This window comes from Halovulum dunhuangense, assembly GCF_013093415.1.
GTDB lineage: Bacteria > Pseudomonadota > Alphaproteobacteria > Rhodobacterales > Rhodobacteraceae > Halovulum > Halovulum dunhuangense.
In genome coordinates this window covers 85,475-102,865 of sequence record NZ_JABFBC010000002.1, presented here as the reverse complement: position 1 = coordinate 102,865, position 17,391 = coordinate 85,475, and the positions used below count along the sequence as shown (strand labels likewise).

At 69.6% G+C, this 17,391-nt stretch carries 15 protein-coding genes; 13 read left to right on the top strand and 2 right to left on the bottom strand.

Going from position 1 to position 17,391, the window contains the following annotated elements; translation table 11 throughout:
- The first annotated feature begins 4 nt into the window (after positions 1-4).
- The 12 genes from glgX (at position 5) to HMH01_RS11065 (ending at position 14,546) form a co-directional block, all read left to right on the top strand.
- Positions 5-2,098 (top strand): glycogen debranching protein GlgX, encoded by a 2,094-nt coding sequence (glgX, locus tag HMH01_RS11120; RefSeq protein WP_171325534.1) that lies wholly within the window; start codon positions 5-7, stop codon positions 2,096-2,098.
- Positions 2,099-2,118: 20 nt separating this feature from the next.
- Complete coding sequence (locus HMH01_RS11115; RefSeq protein ID WP_171325532.1) at positions 2,119-3,750, top strand: alpha-D-glucose phosphate-specific phosphoglucomutase; 1,632 nt, start codon at positions 2,119-2,121, stop codon at positions 3,748-3,750.
- Between the two features lie 65 nt (positions 3,751-3,815).
- A complete protein-coding gene (locus tag HMH01_RS11110; protein ID WP_171325530.1) occupies positions 3,816-5,387 on the top strand; it encodes a hypothetical protein in 1,572 nt (523 codons plus the stop codon).
- Positions 5,388-5,389: 2 nt separating this feature from the next.
- Positions 5,390-6,658, top strand: coding sequence for a glycosyltransferase (locus HMH01_RS11105; RefSeq protein WP_171325528.1), 1,269 nt, complete (start codon positions 5,390-5,392; stop codon positions 6,656-6,658).
- Positions 6,659-7,478: 820 nt separating this feature from the next.
- On the top strand, positions 7,479-8,219 hold the full coding sequence (locus HMH01_RS11100; RefSeq protein ID WP_171325526.1) for a succinate dehydrogenase/fumarate reductase iron-sulfur subunit: 741 nt from the start codon (positions 7,479-7,481) through the stop codon (positions 8,217-8,219).
- On the top strand, positions 8,212-8,544 hold the full coding sequence (locus HMH01_RS11095) for a succinate dehydrogenase/fumarate reductase transmembrane subunit (protein WP_171325524.1): 333 nt from the start codon (positions 8,212-8,214) through the stop codon (positions 8,542-8,544). Before HMH01_RS11100 ends, HMH01_RS11095 begins: the two co-directional genes overlap by 8 nt.
- Positions 8,541-8,882 (top strand): succinate dehydrogenase, cytochrome b556 subunit, encoded by a 342-nt coding sequence (gene sdhC, locus HMH01_RS11090; protein WP_171325523.1) that lies wholly within the window; start codon positions 8,541-8,543, stop codon positions 8,880-8,882. Before HMH01_RS11095 ends, sdhC begins: the two co-directional genes overlap by 4 nt.
- Positions 8,882-10,639, top strand: a complete 1,758-nt coding sequence (locus HMH01_RS11085; RefSeq protein WP_171325521.1) for an L-aspartate oxidase — start codon at positions 8,882-8,884, stop codon at positions 10,637-10,639. Before sdhC ends, HMH01_RS11085 begins: the two co-directional genes overlap by 1 nt.
- Positions 10,640-10,662: 23 nt before the next feature.
- The gene (locus HMH01_RS11080) at positions 10,663-11,619 is read left to right on the top strand and encodes a fumarate hydratase (RefSeq protein ID WP_171325519.1); all 957 of its coding nucleotides are present in this window, start codon (positions 10,663-10,665) and stop codon (positions 11,617-11,619) included.
- The gene (locus HMH01_RS11075) at positions 11,616-12,794 is read left to right on the top strand and encodes a CaiB/BaiF CoA transferase family protein (RefSeq protein ID WP_171325517.1); all 1,179 of its coding nucleotides are present in this window, start codon (positions 11,616-11,618) and stop codon (positions 12,792-12,794) included. Before HMH01_RS11080 ends, HMH01_RS11075 begins: the two co-directional genes overlap by 4 nt.
- On the top strand, positions 12,781-13,449 hold the full coding sequence (locus HMH01_RS11070; protein ID WP_171325515.1) for a fumarate hydratase C-terminal domain-containing protein: 669 nt from the start codon (positions 12,781-12,783) through the stop codon (positions 13,447-13,449). Before HMH01_RS11075 ends, HMH01_RS11070 begins: the two co-directional genes overlap by 14 nt.
- Positions 13,446-14,546: a sulfite oxidase gene (locus HMH01_RS11065; protein WP_246237394.1), complete on the top strand. Its 1,101-nt coding sequence runs from the start codon at positions 13,446-13,448 to the stop codon at positions 14,544-14,546. Before HMH01_RS11070 ends, HMH01_RS11065 begins: the two co-directional genes overlap by 4 nt.
- On the opposite strand, the gene HMH01_RS11060 is transcribed toward HMH01_RS11065, so the two are convergent.
- A complete protein-coding gene (locus HMH01_RS11060; RefSeq protein ID WP_171325513.1) occupies positions 14,543-15,286 on the bottom strand; it encodes a sulfite exporter TauE/SafE family protein in 744 nt (247 codons plus the stop codon). The two genes, HMH01_RS11065 and HMH01_RS11060, sit on opposite strands and share 4 nt — an antisense overlap.
- The gene (locus tag HMH01_RS11055; protein WP_171325512.1) at positions 15,283-16,197 is read right to left on the bottom strand and encodes a LysR family transcriptional regulator; all 915 of its coding nucleotides are present in this window, start codon (positions 16,195-16,197) and stop codon (positions 15,283-15,285) included. Before HMH01_RS11055 ends, HMH01_RS11060 begins: the two co-directional genes overlap by 4 nt.
- 143 nt (positions 16,198-16,340) lie before the next feature.
- Here HMH01_RS11055 and HMH01_RS11050 point away from each other — a divergent pair, with 143 nt between their 5' ends.
- Positions 16,341-17,318 (top strand): Bug family tripartite tricarboxylate transporter substrate binding protein, encoded by a 978-nt coding sequence (locus tag HMH01_RS11050; protein ID WP_171325510.1) that lies wholly within the window; start codon positions 16,341-16,343, stop codon positions 17,316-17,318.
- Positions 17,319-17,391: the final 73 nt, after the last annotated feature.

The window sequence follows — 17,391 nt, the reverse complement described above, 5'->3', positions numbered from 1 at the left end:
GGCGATGGGGCGGACAGATCTCGGACCGGGGCGGCCCGATCCGCTGGGCGCGACCGTCACCGAAAGGGGCGTCAATTTCGCCCTGTTCTCGGCCCATGCAGAGCAGGTGCTGCTGTGCCTGTTCGACCCCGACGGGCAGGAAACGGACCGCATCCCGCTGCCGGAACGCACCGGTGACATCTGGCACGGAGAGTTGCGCGGCCTGACCGCCGGCCAACGCTACGGCTACCGCGTCGACGGGCCCTACGCGCCCCATTCGGGGCACCGCTTCAACCCCAACAAGCTGTTGATCGACCCCTATGCCCGCGCGCTGGACGGACCCCTGGTCTGGGATCCGGCGATCATGGGCTACCATGTCGGCGACACCGGGCAGGACCTGAGCTACGACCGCCGCGACAGCGCGCCCTTCGTGCCGAAATCGGTGGTCACGCCGCCGCTGCCCGATGCCGAGGAACCGCGCCCCGACACGCCCTGGTCGGAAACCGTGATCTACGAGGCGCATGTGAAGGGGCTGACCATGCAGCGCCCCGGCGCCGCCTCTCCGGGCCGCTATGCGGGTCTGGCCGAGCCCGCGACGATCGCGCACCTGAAGGCGCTGGGCGTCACCGCGATCGAGCTGCTGCCCGTGCACGGCTTCATCGAGGACGCGCACCTGGCCGCGCGCGGCCTGCCGAACTACTGGGGCTACCAGACGCTGACCTTCTTCGCGCCCGAACGCCGCTATGCGCAGGCCGACCCGCTGGCCGAGTTCCGCGCCGCCGTCCGCGCCCTGCACGAGGCGGGGATCGAGGTGATCCTAGACGTGGTCTACAACCACAGCGCCGAGGGCGACTGGGCGGGGCCCACGCTGATGTTCCGTGGCATCGACAATGCCAGCTACTACCGGCTCGGCCCCGACGGGCGCAGCTATGTCAACGACACCGGCACCGGCAACACGCTGAACACCGCGCATCCGATGGTGCTGCGGCTGGTCATGGACAGCCTGCGCTTCTGGGCGGGCAAGATGGGGGTGGACGGGTTCCGCTTCGACCTGGGCACCGTTCTGGGCCGCGAGGCGCATGGTTTCGACCGTGGCGCGGGGCTGTTCGACGCGATCCGGCAGGACCCGCTGCTGGCCCGCTGCAAGCTGATCGCCGAGCCCTGGGACATCGGGCCGGGCGGCTACCAGCTGGGCGGCTTTCCCGCCCCCTTCGCGGAATGGAACGACGTCGCGCGCGACACGATCCGCCGCTTCTGGCGCCGCGATCCGGGGCAGGTGCGCCACCTGTCGGGCGTGATCGCGGGCTCTGCGCATCTGTTCGACCATTCGGGCCGCCCGGTCACCAGCAGCATCAACCTCGTGACCACCCATGACGGCTTTACCCTGATGGACGTGGTCAGCTACGACAACCGCCACAACCACGCCAATGGCGAGGACAACCGCGACGGCCACGGCCAGAACTATTCCGACAACATGGGCGTCGAGGGCCCGACCGACCGCGAGGCGATCCGAAGCGCCCGCGACAGGCGGCGGCGGAACATCCTGGCCACGCTGTTCCTGGCGCAGGGCACGCCGATGCTGCTGGCGGGCGACGAACTGGGCAACAGCCAGCAGGGCAACAACAACGCCTATGTGCAGGACAACCCGGTGGGATGGGTGGACTGGGACGGCGCCGATCCCGATTTTCTCGATTTCGTGCAGCGGCTTGCGCGGCTCAGGCGCGGCCATCCGGTCCTGCGCCAGCACCGCTTCCTGCACAGCTCGAGGCGCGCGCGCGACGGGATGCCGGACCTGATCTGGCACCATCCCGACGGCGCCGAGATGACCGACGCGAAATGGGAGGATGACGGACTCCACACCCTGTGCGTCGAGCTGCGCATGGCCGAGGGCACGCAGCACTACGCCGACAGCGACGCGGCGCTCTATCTGGTGTTCAACGCCGGACAGGCCGAGCATATCGCGTTGCCCGACTGCGCCGACGGCCGCGCCTGGCGGGCGTGCCTGTCCACCGCGCGTCGCATGCCCGAGATCGTGGACAATGCCGTGACCGTGCCGCAGGATTCGGTGCTGGTGCTGTCGCTCGAGGCGGCGGCCGCCAGCCCGGCCGCGCAAGACTGACCAGAAGACGGAGCAGACCCATGCAGATCGCCACCCACAAGACCGCCCCGATCGACGGACAGAAGCCCGGCACCTCGGGCCTGCGCAAGAAGACCCGCGTCTTCATGGAGCCGCATTACCTGGAGAACTTCGTCCAGAGCATATTCGACGGGATCGGCGGCGTCGCGGGCAGGACGCTGGTGCTGGGCGGCGACGGGCGCTACTTCAACGACCGCGCCGCGCAGGTGATCCTGCGCATGGCCGCAGCCAACGGGGCGGCCCGGGTGATCGTGGGGCAGGGCGGGATCCTGTCCACGCCCGCCGCTTCCCACATCATCCGGACCCGCGGCACCGATGGCGGCATCATCCTTTCGGCCAGCCACAACCCCGGCGGCCCGGACGAGGATTTCGGCGTCAAGTTCAACACCCCCAATGGCGGCCCCGCCCCCGAAGAGGTGACCGAGCGCATCTTCGCGGCGACGAAGCAGATCGCCGCGTACCGCATCCTCGAGACCCATGACATCGATCTGGGGACCCTGGGCGAGACCCGCCTTGCCGAGATGGTGGTCGAGGTGATCGACCCGGTCGCGGATTACGCCGCCCTGATGGAGCGGCTTTTCGACTTCGACGCCATCCGGACCCTGTTCAGGAGCGGCTTCACCCTGCGCTTCGACGCGATGCACGCGGTCACCGGGCCCTATGCGACGCGCATCCTCGAGGAGATGCTGGGCGCGCCAGAGGGCAGCGTGGTCAACGCCGTGCCCAGCCCCGATTTCGGCGGCGGGCACCCGGACCCGAACCCGGTCTGGGCCAGTGACCTGATGGACCTGATGATGGGGGCGGACGCCCCCGATTTCGGCGCCGCCTCGGATGGGGATGGCGACCGCAACATGATCGTCGGGCGCGGCGCCTATGTGACGCCCTCGGACAGTCTTGCGGTGCTGGCGGCGCTGGCGCATCTGGCGCCGGGCTATGCCGGCGGGCTGAAGGGGGTGGCACGCTCGATGCCGACCTCGGCCGCGGTGGACCGGGTGGCCGAGGCGCGCGGCATCCCCTGCTACGAGACGCCGACGGGCTGGAAATTCTTCGGCTCGCTGCTCGATGCCGGTCGCGCCACGCTCTGCGGCGAGGAAAGCGCCGGCACCGGGTCCGACCATGTGCGCGAGAAGGACGGGCTATGGGCCGTGCTCTTGTGGCTCAACATCCTCGCGGCCACTGGCAAGTCGGTGCAGCAGATCCTGACCGAGCACTGGGCGCGCTATGGCCGCAACTACTACTCGCGCCACGATTACGAGGCGGTGGATGCGGGACAGGCGGCGCGGATGCTGGACGCGCTGCGCGCACGGCTGGACGACCTGCCGGGCCAGTCCTTCGCCGGGCTCAAGGTCGAGGGCGCGGACGAGTTCGCCTATACCGACCCGGTGGACGGCGCCACCTCGACGGGGCAGGGCCTGCGCATCCGCTTCGAGGGCGGCAGCCGGATCGTGCTGCGCCTGTCGGGCACCGGAACCGTCGGGGCGACGCTGCGCGTCTACCTGGAACGCTACGAGGCCGACCCCGCAGCCCAGGCCGAGGATCCGCAGGCGGCACTTTCGCAGGTGATCGCGGCGGCCGAGGCGATCGCCGGGATCCGCGCGCATACGGGCCGCGAGGCGCCCGACGTTCGGACATGAGCCGGGCCGGTAACGCTTCGTCAAGGATCGGGGCCTAGTCCTTTCCCCAAGAGGGAGAGGACGCGATGATTCATCTCGATTTCGCTTTCCGCAACGCGGACCGCCAGGTCTGCCTGCACGGCTGGACCGACGAGGGCAGGGCGCCCGACATCGCCTGCACCCTGAACGGGGTGGACTCCACGCCCCGCCTCTTGCCGCTGTTCGTTCGCGGCGACCTTGACCCGTCGCGCGGGCGCGGCTTTCTCGCCTTTCTCGATCTGCCGGACGGAACCGGCCCCCTGCGGCTTGACCTGCGCTGGTCCGGCAACCGGCGACGGCTGGACCGGGCCGCGCTTGACGCGGACCTGCCGCGCTTTGCCGATGCGGCGCTCGATGCGGCGCTTGTCGAGTTGCTGCACGCCATCGCCACCGGCACGGCACGGCCGCCCGATCCGGCCCGGCTGCGGGTGCTCGCGCCCCGGATCCGCGCCATCGGCGGCCCCTATGCCGAGGATCGCAGCACCGCGTTCGCGCTCGATCATGCCATTGCCGTGGCCGGGCAGGCCGCGGGTTTCCTGCGCGGCTGGCAGCTTTCCAGGGGCGATGCGCTGCCGCCGCTGAGTGTTCTGTGCATGGCGGAAGACGCGCTGACCACAGCCGACCTGCTGCCCGCAAGCCTGCCGCGCCCGGACCTCGCCAGCATGGCGGACCGCTACCGCTACACGGGCATGGACGGGCTTTGCGGCCGCTTCGCCCTGCCCGCCGACGCCGCGCCGCCCACGCGCGTCATCGCCCTTGTCCGGGGCGAGGATGGCTGCCGCGCCGTCGCGATCCCCGTGCTGCGGGCAGAACCGCGCGATCTCGCGGCGGAAGTGCTGCTCGCGCTGCGCGACATGCCAGCGGCGGCCGATCCGCGCATCGCCCGCAGGCTGATGGCCGCCGCGCCGGAGCGGGCTCCGGCGCGGGCATCCGTGCAGGTTCGAACCGTGGTCCCCGCCCAGCCGGTGCTGCATGTGCTGCTCGATCACGATCTGGGCTGCGACATGCTGCGCGAGACGCTCTCGCGGCTCATCGACGCGCATGCGGGGCGGTTTTCGGTGCAGCTTCTGCGCGATGCGCTGCTGCCGCCCCTTGCCCGGGCCGTTGCCGGGGCAAGGGCCGACCATGGCGGCGCGGCGCGGATGCAGCTTGCCGCCAGCCGCCGGATCGACTGGGCCCGCCTGCCGGATTTCGCCGGTCATGTGCTTTATGCGCGATCCTCGGCCCTGCTCCAGCTCGATGGCTGGCGGTCCGAACTTGCGGCGGCCCTTTCGGGGCCGTGCGGCGGCGTGGTGAGCGTGCCCCATGCCGGGCCGGGCCAGCCCACGACCGGGCGGATGATCGCGGATCACCTGCCTTTCGTGGCGATATTCGAGGCGGGGTTCCTGGCCGACGCGATGCCGGGCGCGCGCCCCTCCTTCCTGACGCTCGAGGGGCGGCTTCGCGACCTGATCCACGCCCAGGCGACCGCGGGGGGCGATCTGCGCCTGCGCACCGACCCGGCGCTGACCCTGTTCGAGGGGACGCAGGCCCCCGACGGCCTGGGCTGCGATCCGCATCTGGGCCCCATCGCGCATGACGCAGCCCTGCTGCGCCTTTCCCTGAAGGAGGCTGCCTGACCATGACGCGCATCGCCATCATCGCCCATGCCCATCCCCAGACCAGTCTTGGCGGGGGCGAGCTGGCCGCCCATGGCCAGTTCCGCGCCCTGCAAGCGGCCGGAGAGGAGGCGACCTTTCTGGGCATCTGCTCGGACGAGGCGGCGGCCCGCAGGATCTTCGGGCCGGCCGCGCGGCTCCAGCAACTCGGGGTGCAGGATTTCTGCCTGCGCCTGCCGCCGATGGACCCCTTCACCATGGACCAGGCGCGGGCGGAGGACGAGGACTGGCTTGTCGATCTGCTCGTGGGGCTCGAGGCGGAGGTCTATCATTTCCACCATTTCTGGAACATCGGCGCAGGCACCATCCGCCGCCTGCGCGCGGCGCGGCCCGATGCGCGGCTGGTCTGCACCCTGCATGAATACGCGGCAATCTGCGCCAATCACGGCCAGATGGTCACGGCGGGTGGCCAGGACCTGTGCAGCCGGTCGGGCCCGGTGGCCTGCGCCACCTGCCTGGCCGGGCGCGCGCCGGTCGATTTCGTGCTCAGGCGCGCGCGGCTTCTTCGGATGCTCGACCAGTTCGACCTGCTGATCTCTCCCAGCCTGTTCCTGCGCCAGCGGATGGAGGAGTGGGGCATCGCGCCCGGCCGGATCTCGGTGCTGGAAAACGGGCTCGACATGCCCGACGCCGGACCGGAGGACACGCTCGAGACGCTGGCCGAACGCGCCCGCACCTTTGCCTTCTTCGGCTCCGCCACGCCGACGAAGGGGCTCGACGTGCTGGTGCGGGCCGCCAGCCGCCTTGCGGGCAAGCGGCAGCAGGGCCGGCAGGTCAGCATCGCCGTCCATGGCGTGACCCGCGGCCGGTTCGAGGAACTTTGGCCGGGCCTTGACGTGCCGCCGAACCTGCGCTTCCAGGGCCGCTATGCCCCCGGCGAAGCGGTGTCGCTGATGCGCGGCTATGGCTGGGTGGTGGTCCCCTCCACCTGGTGGGAAAACGCCCCCGTGGTGATCGAGGAAGCGCGCGCCGCGCGCACGCCCGTCATCGCCTCGGGCATAGGCGGGATGCTGGAGAAGACGCAGGCCTTCGGTCGCCACTTCCCCCCCGGCGATGCCGTGGGCCTTGCCGACCTGATGACGCGGCTGGCGGGCGATGTCACGGCGCTGATCGAGCATCGCCAGGCGATCACCCCGCCGCTGAGCCATGCGCAATACCTCAAGGCATGGCACGGTCTGCTTGCCGGGCTTGCGGCGCGGGGCGACAGGCCCGGGCGGCTTGCGCTGCCCTGACCTGTCCCGCGCCCGCGGCGCCCCGCCGGGCAGAGCGAACGCGAACCGGTGATCCGTATGCCACCGGACATGGCCGATGCGCGACGCGGGGCGCGGGGGCCGGTCGCGCGCCCCACGCGTGCGGGTCGGCCGGTTGCGCGCCCGCGCGCGCGGGTCGCGGTGCAGCGGCGCCGTTGCCGTAGCCGCCCTGATCTTGCGGGCTTGCCGTCATTCGCCCGCGCTTGCTGGCGTGTCGTGACCGGCCGGCAGAGCCGATGTCGCAATCGCCCTGGCCTGTTGCCGAGGCGGCCTTCATGCGCGGGCGTTGCCCGTCTGCTCCCCGCGCATCCTTCGCCGCTTTTCGCGCGGCGGGCGCGCCGTGGTGCATGGGCCGCCCCGGCCATTGCCCGATCGCATGCCCCCGAGCATCGCCGCATCCCACGCGGCCCTGTGGAAGGCCGGGCCGGCCCGCCGATCCGCCAGCGGCCCTGCCCTGCCGGCACCCGACGCGCCCTGTCCCGGATACGCGCCAGGCCCCGCTGACAGCGCCGTTCCTTGCGCGCTTTAGCGGCTGGCCCATGGTCCCGCCCGGTCCGGAAACATGCGCCATGTCCGCGCGCGTCTTGCGGGCCGGCCGCCGATCTGCCGAAGTCGCCCCCGATGCCGCGCCTGCCGCCCGCGCCATTCCGCGCGCGGGGCCCCGGGTTCGCTGGCATGTGGAGCCGACCGGCGCAGAGCGGTAGTTGTAAGATTATCTTACTGTAATCGTCATGATTTATTCCTTTCTGATATATCTTCTAAGACTTATAACGGTCCGAGACGGATCGAAGGAGAGAACGGCATGACCGGTTCGGCAGGCAGGCAACCGCTGGAGGTGACGGTCTGGCGCGGCTCCACCTCGGGGGGGGCTACGCAAAGCTTCGAGGTGCCGGCGCAGGACAGCCAGACGGTGCTCGACGTGGTCAGCTGGATCCAGCAATACGCCGACCCCACCCTGACCTACCGCTTCGCCTGCCGGGTCGGCATGTGCGGCAGCTGCGCGATGATGGTCAACGGCGTGCCGCGCTGGACCTGCCGCACCCATGTCTCCAAGGTGGTCGAGGGCAACAGCCTGCGGATCGAGCCGCTGCGCAACCTGCCGGTCATCAAGGATCTGGCGACCGACATGGACCCCTTCTTCGACAAGTGGGTGCAGGCCGAGGCGGTGCATCACCCCTCGCGCGGGCGGGCGGACGCGTTCGATCCGGTGGACCCGGACAGCCCGGACCGCGCCGCGGCCAGCGCCGGGATCGAGTGCATCAACTGCGCGGTCTGCTATGCCGCCTGCGATACCGTCGCGGGCAATCCCGACTACCTGGGCCCGGCCGCGCTTCAGCGCGCCTGGACGCTTCTGAACGACAGCCGCGACGCCGGGCGCGAGGCGATCCTGGATGCGGTATCGGGCACGGGCGGCTGCCACAACTGCCATTCCATGGGCAGCTGCGCGCAATACTGCCCGAACGAGCTGAACCCGCTGGCGGCCATCGCCGGGCTGAAGCGGGAAACGTCGAGGCGCTTTTTCCGGAGGCGGCGCAATGCTTGATCTGCGGCTCTACATGGCGCAGCGCATCACCGCGCTGATCATGGCGCCCCTGGTGCTGGGCCATATCGCGGTGATGATCTACGCGATCCAGGGCGGGCTTTCGGCCGACGAGATCCTTGGCCGCACCCAGGGATCCCTGGTCTGGTTCGCCTTCTACGGAACCTTCGTCGTGGCCGTCGCGATCCATGCCGCGATCGGGCTGCGGGTGATCCTGCACGAATGGGCGGGCCTGCGGGGCCGCGCCCTGAGCTTGCTCAGCACGGGCATCGGGATCCTGCTGCTTGTCATGGGGGCACGGGCCGTCTGGGCCGTGACGCTGGCATGAGACGCCCGCCGCGCGCCCATCCGCTTTGGCTGGCCTTCATCCTGCACCGGCTGTCGGGGCTGGCGCTGGCGCTGTTCCTGCCGCTCCATTTCTGGGTCCTGTCCAAGGCCCTGACCGCACCGGACCAGCTGGACCGGATGCTCGAATTCACCGAGCTGCCCTTCGTCAAGCTGGCCGAATTCGGGCTGGTCTTCCTGCTGGCGGTGCATTTCTTCGGCGGGCTGCGGCTTCTGGCGCTGGAATGGCTGCCCTGGTCCGACCGCCACAAGACGCTGGCCGCCGGCGCCGTCGCGATGGCCTTCTTCCTGTCCGGCGCATTCTTCCTGAGGGCTGTGTGATGAAACCGCAGATCGACCGGCACGACACCGACATCCTGATCCTGGGCACCGGGGGCGCCGGGCTGTTCGCGGCGTTGCACGCCCAGCAATCCGCGCCCGAGGGCACCCGCATCACCATCGCCGTGAAGGGGCTGATCGGCAAATGCGGCTGCACCCGCATGGTGCAGGGCGGCTACAACGTTGCGCTCGGCAATGGCGACACGGTCGAGCGGCATTTCATGGACACGATCCGCGGTGGCAAGTGGCTGCCCAACCAGGACATGGCGTGGCGTCTGTGCGAGCAGGCGGTGGTGCGCATCCACGAGCTCGAGAACGAGATCGGCTGCTTCTTCGACCGCAATCCCGACGGGACCATCCACCAGAAGGCCTTTGCCGGGCAGACCGCCGACCGCACCGTGCACAAGGGCGACCTGACAGGGATCGAGATCATCAGCCGCCTGATGGAGCAGGTGCTCGCGCGCCCCGTCGAGAAGTTGCAGGAACACCGCGCGATCGGGCTTGTGCCGACGAAGGATGGCAGCGCGCTGGCGGGCGTGCTGATGATCGACATGCGGACAGGGCGCTTCCGCTTCGTGCGGGCAAAGACGGTGCTGATGGCCACCGGCGGCGGGCCGACCATGTACAAGTACCACACCCCATCGGGCGACAAGACGATGGACGGGCTGGCCATGGCGCTGCGCGTGGGGCTGCCCCTGCGCGACATGGAAATGGTGCAGTTCCACCCCACGGGGCTGCTGGCCGGGGATCACACGCGGATGACCGGCACCGTGCTGGAAGAGGGGCTGCGCGGCGCGGGCGGGCAGCTTCTGAACGGGGCGGGCAACCGCTTCATGTTCGACTATGACGCCAAGGGCGAGCGCGCCACCCGCGACGTGGTCAGCCGCGGCATCTATGCCGAGATGCGCAAGTCCAACGTCTCGCCCAACGGCGGCGTGTTCATCTCGATGGCGCATCTCGGGCCCGAGATGGTGGCCGAGAAGTTCAAGGGCATGGTCAAGCGCTGCGCCGATTGCGGCTTCGACCTGGCCGGGGGCAAGGTCGAGGTGGTGCCGACCGCGCATTACTTCATGGGCGGCGTGGTGGTGGACGTGGACACCCGCACCGCGATGGAGGGGCTATACGTCGCCGGAGAGGATGCCGGCGGCGCGCATGGCTCGAACCGGCTGGGCGGCAACGGTGTCGCCAATTCCACCGTCTATGGCGGGATCGCGGGCGACGTGATGGGCGCCGACATCCGCCGCATGGGCGCCCTGCGCGACCCGGACGAGGCGGTGCTGGACGCCGAGATCGCCCGCGCCCTGCACCCGCTGACCCGCAAGCCGGACCTGGTGCAGCCGCTGCGCAACCGCCTGCAGGAGGTGATGTGGGACGATGTCGGCGTGATGCGGACGGGGCGCGGAATGGAGCGGGGGCTCGACGGCATCGCGCAGGTGTCGGATGCGCTGATGGAGACGGGCGTCGCGGGCGACGACCTGGCCTTCAACCTGACCTGGCACGACTGGCTGAACCTGCGCTCGCTGTGTGACATCTCCGAGGTGATCGCCCTGGCCGGGCTTGCGCGCGAGAACTCGCGCGGCGCCCATTTCCGCGAGGATTTCCCCGAACCGGGCGATCTGGACGCCTCCTACTTCACCGTGGCGCGCAAGGCCGGAGAGCGGGTCGATGTCAGCCGCGAGCAGGTGCAGTTCACCATCGTGCGCCCGGGCGAGACGATCCTGCCCGAGGACGCCCCGGAAACGCTGGTCGCCGCACAATGAGCACGGACACGAAAGGGCAGGGCATGATCCCGATCGATCTGATCCAGAGCACCGCCGGGCGGCTGATGGAAAAGGCCGCGATCGAGATCCCCGAGGACTACCTTCAGGGGCTGAAGGCCGCCGCCAGTACCGAGGACGGGGATCTTTCGTCTTTCGTGCTGCAGGCGATGCTGGAGAATTACGAGGCCGCGAAGGAAGATCGCCGCGCGATGTGCGGCGATACCGGCGTGCCGCGCTGGTTCGTCAAGATGGGCAACGACGCCCGGATCGAGGGCGGGCCGGTCGCGCTGGAAGCCGCGCTGCGCCGGGCCACCGCCAAGGCGACCTATGACGTGCCCCTGCGCCCCAACCGGGTGCACCCGCTCTGGCGGACCGATCACAACAACAACGTCGGTATAGGCGCGCCCGAGATCGAATACGGCTTCGAGCCGGAAGGCGACTGGATCGACCTGATCACCGTGCACAAGGGCGGGCTGTTCGGCACCGATTACCGGATGCTGTTCCCCTCAGACGGGATCGAGGGGATCAAGCGTTTCTACCTCGATTGCCTCGTGGCCTTTGGCAAGCGCGGGCTGGCCTGCCAGCCGGCGATCATCGGCATCGGGCTCGGCGGGTCCAAGGATACCTGCATGGTGCTGGGCAAGCGCGCCTCGGTGCTGCGCACCGTGGGCAGCCGCAATTCCGACCCGCGCATCGCGGCACTCGAGGACGAGTTCAAGGAGCTTGGCAATTCCATCGGCATGGGGGCCATGGGCTTTGTCGGCAAGAACATGGTGATCGACTGCAACATCGAGGTGGGCTACTGCCACACCGGCGGCATGCAGATGAGCGTGCACGCCTTCTGCCTGTCCTCGCGGCGCGCGGTGGCGCGGCTCTGGCCGGACGGGCGGGTCGAGTACCGCACCGACCCGGACTGGTTCACCCCCTACCAGCGGCGCGAGACGGTCGAATGGGACCCCTTCGCGCAGGCGGCGGAATGACCGACCCGACCCCAACGGGGCCGCTTTGCGGGGTCACCGTGCTGGACCTGACCCATGTCCTGGCCGGCCCCTATGCCACGGGGCAACTGGCCCTGATGGGGGCAGAGGTGATCCGGGTGGAACGCCCCGACGGGGACGATTTCGTGCGCCGTCATGGCGGCACGCAGGAGATGCGAGAAAAGGGCCTCGGCGCCTCGTTCCTCAGTCAGAACGCGGGCAAGCGCTCGATCGTGCTGAACCTGAAGGAAGCAGGCGACCGCGCGCGCGCCCTGCAATTGGCCGCCCGCGCCGATATCGTGGTCGAGAATTTCCGCCCCGGCGTGGCCGAGCGGCTGGGCATGGGCTTCGAGGCGCTGCGCGCGTGCAGGCCGGACGTGATCTGTGCCAGCCTGTCGGGCTACGGGCCGGACGGACCGCTTTCGGGGCGGCCTGCCTATGACCACATCCTCCAGGGCATCAGCGGCCTGATGGCCATGACCGGCACGCCGGAAAGCGGGCCGATGCGCGTGGGCCTGCCGATCGTGGACTATGTGGCCGGGCAGGCCCTGGTCACCGCGCTGCTGGCCGCCCTGCTCGAGCGTGCGCGCCGTCCCGGCAAGGCGCAGCGCCTGCAGGTCTCGATGCTGGAGGCGATGACGACGCTGATGGGCGCCTACGCGCTGCACCACCAGACGACCGGCGCCCTGCGCGGGCTCGAGGGCAACCGCGCCTTCGCCGACACGCCCTTCTCGGGGCGTTTCGATACCGCCGAAGGGGCGCTGGTCGTCACCGCCAACAGCCCCGCACAGGCCACCCGCCTGTGCGCCGCACTCGGCCGGCCCGAGCTTGCGGTCGGGGCGGGACTGTCGGACGCCCAGATTGCCGATGCCCTGCAACAGGTCTTTCGCACCCGCAGCGCCACGGAGTGGGACGAGTTGCTGGCCCGCGCCGATGTGCCCGCAGCACCTGTCCTCACGCTCGCAGAGGCGCTTGCCCATCCGCAGATGACCGACAGCCCGGCCTGGCCCGAACTGCCGGTGCCGGAACTGGGCGTGACCCTGCGCGCGCCGGGCCTGCCCTTCCGCGCCGACTGGGCGCAGCGCCGCTTGCCGCCCGTTCCGCTGATGGGCGCCGACACCGCCACGATCCTGGACAGCCTGTCCCCCCTGACGGAGGCCGCCGATGAAACCGCGTGAGATCCGCCTTTCGACCACCCCCAGCCCCGAGGACCTGGCAGAACTGCGCCTTGGCGATATCGTCTACCTGGACGGGCTGATGTACACCGCCCGCGAGGGCGTCTACATGCGCGCGCTGGAGGAAAAGGCCAACATCCCCATGGAGTTGCCCTCGCAGAGCGCGGCGAACTTCCACTGCTCGCCGGCGGCCGTGATCCGGCAGGATGGCAGCTTCGACATGGGGGCCGTGACCGCCACGGCATCGTTCCGCTTTGCCAAGTGGCTGCCCGACTGGATCGCGCAGACCGGCGCGCGGCTCATCATCGGCAAGGGGGGCATGTCGTCCAGGGACTACCGGGAGTATTTCGTGCCGAACGGCGCGATCTATCTTTCGACCGTGGGCTACGGCACCGGCGCCCTGCTGGGCCGCGGGGTCGAGAATGTCGAGGCGGTCCACTGGCACGAGGAACTCGGCCTTGCGCAGGCGATGTGGGTGATCCGCTGCAACCGGATGGGGCCCTTCATCGTGGCATCCGACCTGGAGGGGAACTGCCTGTTCGAGCGCGAGAACGCGCGCATTGCCGAGAATCTGGAACGGGTTTACGCAGGCACGAAACCCGCGGTCCTGAAACGCTACGGCGAAACCGACGACCGCTCGGACGAGGTGATCGGATGAGCATGCCCGCAAGCCCCTTCGACGGCCCCCAGCCCCGGCGCGAAACCGTGTCCGGGGTTTTCTCGGCCGAGGAGGTGGCGCTTGCGAACCGCAATTCGGGCGCGATGCTGGAACTGCTCGCGCTCGACGTGACGCCCTTGGGCGCGCATTACCTGCTGACGCATTTCGACGTGCCGGTGATCGACCCGGACACGCACCGCCTGCGTTTCGAGGGCGCCTTCGACGCCCCCTTCCAGATCGGCCTGGACGAGATACGCGCCCTGCCGCAGGTGACGATGCCGGTCACGCTGGAATGCGCGGGCAACGGTCGGGCGGGGATGGACCCGCGCCCCTTCTCGATGCCCTGGATGTACGAGGCGGTGGGCACCGCCGAATGGACCGGCACGCCGCTGGCGCCGCTGATCGAACGCGCGAGACCCCGCGCGGGCGTGGTGGATTTCGCGTTCGAGGGGGCGGATCACGGCTATGACAAGGGGGTGGGCCACGCCTTCGGCCGCAGCCTGACGCCCGCGGAACTGGCCGGGCTCGACGTGCTGCTGGTCCACCAGATGAACGGCCAGCCGCTTGCCCCGCAGCATGGCGCGCCGCTTCGGATCGTGGTGCCGGGCTGGTACGGGATGGCCAGCGTGAAATGGCTGACCTCGATCACGGCGCTGACCGAACGCTACCAGGGCTTTCAGCAGGTGGGCACCTACCGCTTCCGCCAGACCCCGGACGAACCCGGCGCGCCGGTGACCACGATCCGCGTCAAGTCGCTGATGGTCCCCCCCGGCGTGCCCGACTGGATCACCCGCAAGCGCCTTCTGGCGCCGGGTCCCGTCACCCTTCGGGGCCGCGCCTGGGCCGGGTCGGTGCCCGTCGCCCGCGTCGAGGTCCTGCTCGATGGCTGCTGGCAGGAGGCGACCCTGGGAGAGCCGCTTGGCCGCCACGCCTGGACCGGCTGGCAGATCGACTGGGACGCAGCACCCGGCCACCACGTCCTTGCCTGCCGCGCGACGGATGCCGATGGCAACACCCAGCCGCTTCAGCCGGAGTGGAACCTGTCCGGCTTTGCCAACAACGCCGTGCAGTGCGTCGAGGTCTTCGTCGAGCGCTAGAGCAACTCTCGCGCCAGCAGCACCGCGCCCGAGACGAAGGTCAGCCCGATCAGCAGCCGCCGGAAAGTGTCGTCCGATACCCTGCGGAACACGAAAATGCCCATCTGCGATGCCGCCAGCGCCATCGGCAGGGCAATCGCGGTGCTGATGACCGTCTGCCGGTCATAGGCGCCCTGCCAGGCCAGCATCACCCCGGTCAGGCCCAGGATCACCACGTTGAAGGGTTGCAGCACCGCCCGCGTCTCGGCCTTGGGCCAGGGTCTGAGCGAGCACCACATCGTCGGCAGCGCCCCCGACAGGCCCGCAGCACCACCCAGGAAGCCCCCGGCAAAGCCGATGGCGCCGTCCGCGACGGGGGTCGCGCGCTCGAATTTCGGCAGGGCGCTGCGCAGGCTGAAATAGCCGCCGTAAAGCAGCAGGAAGCCGCCCGTCACCAGCTTGAGCGTCTGCGCGTCGACCAGCGCCAGCGCCCACACGCCCAGCGGGATCGCCACGATGGCCGGCAGCAGGAACCGCAGAAGCCGGGCCGATTGCGCGCGGATCGTGTGCCGCACCAGCCATACGCCCTGTAGCCCGCTCAGCGCGGAAAGCACCACGATGATGGCCACGGCCTGCACCGGGCTCATCACGTTGAGAAAGAAGCCCAGCGCGAAGAGCGCCGTGCCGAACCCCGCGAGCCCGTTGATGAAGCCGCCCGCAAGCGTGCCGGCGGCCAGGTAGAGAAACACGTCTGCGGTCATTCGACTTTCCGGGCCAGGGTGTTGAGCGCGTCGAGCCGGCCAAGCCGGGCCGCCTTGCACAGGGCGTTGCCGACCTCCTCGATGGTGCGCAGGCGCGGATGGTCGCGCCGGAACACCAGGCCCAGCCGCCGCACCGGCGCGTCGGGGCCAAGCGGGATGCGCTTGATCGGGCGCGGGTTCAGCGCCTGCACGCAGCGCCGCGGCACGATCGAGACGCCCAGATTGACCAGCACCATGCTCGAGATTGCCTCGAGCCCCTCGAGTTCCATCGCTTCCTTCACGCGGATCCCGCGTTCCTGAAGCCAGGCCTCGATCATCTGGCCCACCACCGCATCGCGGCTGAAGCGGATGAAGGGGTGGCTTTCCAGCAGTTCCACCGGGTCGTCGGTCGTGGTGTCCATCGACGCGAGCAGGTGCAGCGGCTCGACCGCGATTTCCACGAATTCGAGATGCGGCGCCAGCGCGAAGGGCCGCGAGACGATGGCCGCGTCCAGCGTCGCGCGCTCGATCTGCACCAGAAGATGCGTGGTCAGCCCCGGATGGAGGTGGACGATCAGGCGGTCGTATTGCTGTTTCAGAAGCCCGATCGCCAGCGGCGCAAGCCCGGTCAGCGAGGTGGGCACCGCCCCCAGCGCGATGTCGCCGCTCAGCCCCTCGTCGCCCAGCACCGATGGCACGATGGCGTCATAGGCGTTCACCACCTCGCGCGCCTTGGCCACGACGGCCCGGCCGATGGGGGTCAGTTCGGGCGTGCGGCGCGTCCGGTCGAACAGCGCCACGCCCCACTCCAGTTCCAACTGGCGCATCTGCTGGCTGACCGCGGCATGCGTGACCAGCATCGCGTCGGCGGCCGCGCTGAAAGTCTTGTTTTGCTCGACCGCGATCAGCGTGCGCAGCATCCTGATGGACATGGGGCCGACACCGAAAGGTATGCTTACATAAAGCGTAATGCTTTATTTCTTATATTAAGTTCGCCTTAAGGTTATAGGTTGTCAAGGGCGCGCGCACCGACCGGGAGACGGGCGTCCGCAAAAGGGAAAGGGAGGAATACCACATGAAGCTGAAATTGCTGGGCGCGGTCTGCGCCGCAACCCTCGTACTGGGCGCCGGCGGGGCGCTTGCGGACTATCCCGAGCGTCCGATCAACATGGTCATACCCTATGGCGCGGGTGGGGCGACCGACATCTCGGCCCGCTCCATCGCGAATCCGCTGGGCGAGGCGGTGGGCCGGCCGCTGGTCGTGGCCAACATCACCGGCGCGGGGGGGGCTACCGGATCGGTCGCGGTGCAGAACGCCCAGCCCGACGGCTATACCATGCTGTTCGCGCGCGTCGGCTCGCACACCGTGAACCCGGCGATGAAGGCGACGCTGCCCTACACGCTGGACGATTTCCGCTTCGTCACCGTCTACGAGATCAACCCCGTCGCCTGCGCCGTCGCCGCCAACTCGGACATCGAGACGATGGAAGACCTGGTCGCCAGGGTCTCGGAAGAACGGGTGAGCTACAGCTCGTCGGGCGTGGGGTCGATGCTGCATCTTGCGGGTGCGATGGTCCTGAGCGAGTTCGGCATCGAGAACCCGGTCGAGCAGGCGGTGCATATCCCGCTGTCGGGCGACGGAGAAGCGGCGACCGCCGTGCTGAACGGCACCGCCACCTTCATCTGCACCAACACCTCGGCGCTGGCGAATTTCGTCGCGAACGGCCAGCTGAAGCCGATCCTCGTGACCACCTCCGAGCCGGTCGAGGGCTTCGATGCCCCCTCGGCCGCCTCGCTGGGCAAGCCCGAGCTGGAAAAGCTGGTGGGCTGGACCGGGATCGCCGGGCCTGCCGGCCTGCCCGATGACGTGGCCGCGAAATGGGGCGAGTGGATGGCCCAGGCGACGCAGGATCCGACCTTCCTCGAGACGATGACCTCGCTTGGCTCGGTGATCGAACTGATGGACCCCGAAGAGGCGAACGCCTTCATCCAGGACCAGTACCAGACCTTCCGCGCGCTGGTTGACCGCCTGGGCATGCGGGTCGAGGGCTGAGCCACGGCGCGCCTGAAGACGCGCAGGCAGGGGGCCGGGCCAGCGGGGCCGGCCCCCACTACAACAAAGGGGT

Coding starts and splice junctions, on each gene's coding strand:
- glgX (WP_171325534.1), top strand. CDS start 5: ATGGGGCGGACAGATCTCGGACCGGGGCGGCCCGATCCGCTGGGCGCG.
- HMH01_RS11115 (WP_171325532.1), top strand. CDS start 2,119: ATGCAGATCGCCACCCACAAGACCGCCCCGATCGACGGACAGAAGCCC.
- HMH01_RS11110 (WP_171325530.1), top strand. CDS start 3,816: ATGATTCATCTCGATTTCGCTTTCCGCAACGCGGACCGCCAGGTCTGC.
- HMH01_RS11105 (WP_171325528.1), top strand. CDS start 5,390: ATGACGCGCATCGCCATCATCGCCCATGCCCATCCCCAGACCAGTCTT.
- HMH01_RS11100 (WP_171325526.1), top strand. CDS start 7,479: ATGACCGGTTCGGCAGGCAGGCAACCGCTGGAGGTGACGGTCTGGCGC.
- HMH01_RS11095 (WP_171325524.1), top strand. CDS start 8,212: ATGCTTGATCTGCGGCTCTACATGGCGCAGCGCATCACCGCGCTGATC.
- sdhC (WP_171325523.1), top strand. CDS start 8,541: ATGAGACGCCCGCCGCGCGCCCATCCGCTTTGGCTGGCCTTCATCCTG.
- HMH01_RS11085 (WP_171325521.1), top strand. CDS start 8,882: ATGAAACCGCAGATCGACCGGCACGACACCGACATCCTGATCCTGGGC.
- HMH01_RS11080 (WP_171325519.1), top strand. CDS start 10,663: ATGATCCCGATCGATCTGATCCAGAGCACCGCCGGGCGGCTGATGGAA.
- HMH01_RS11075 (WP_171325517.1), top strand. CDS start 11,616: ATGACCGACCCGACCCCAACGGGGCCGCTTTGCGGGGTCACCGTGCTG.
- HMH01_RS11070 (WP_171325515.1), top strand. CDS start 12,781: ATGAAACCGCGTGAGATCCGCCTTTCGACCACCCCCAGCCCCGAGGAC.
- HMH01_RS11065 (WP_246237394.1), top strand. CDS start 13,446: ATGAGCATGCCCGCAAGCCCCTTCGACGGCCCCCAGCCCCGGCGCGAA.
- HMH01_RS11060 (WP_171325513.1), bottom strand. CDS start 15,286: ATGACCGCAGACGTGTTTCTCTACCTGGCCGCCGGCACGCTTGCGGGC.
- HMH01_RS11055 (WP_171325512.1), bottom strand. CDS start 16,197: ATGTCCATCAGGATGCTGCGCACGCTGATCGCGGTCGAGCAAAACAAG.
- HMH01_RS11050 (WP_171325510.1), top strand. CDS start 16,341: ATGAAGCTGAAATTGCTGGGCGCGGTCTGCGCCGCAACCCTCGTACTG.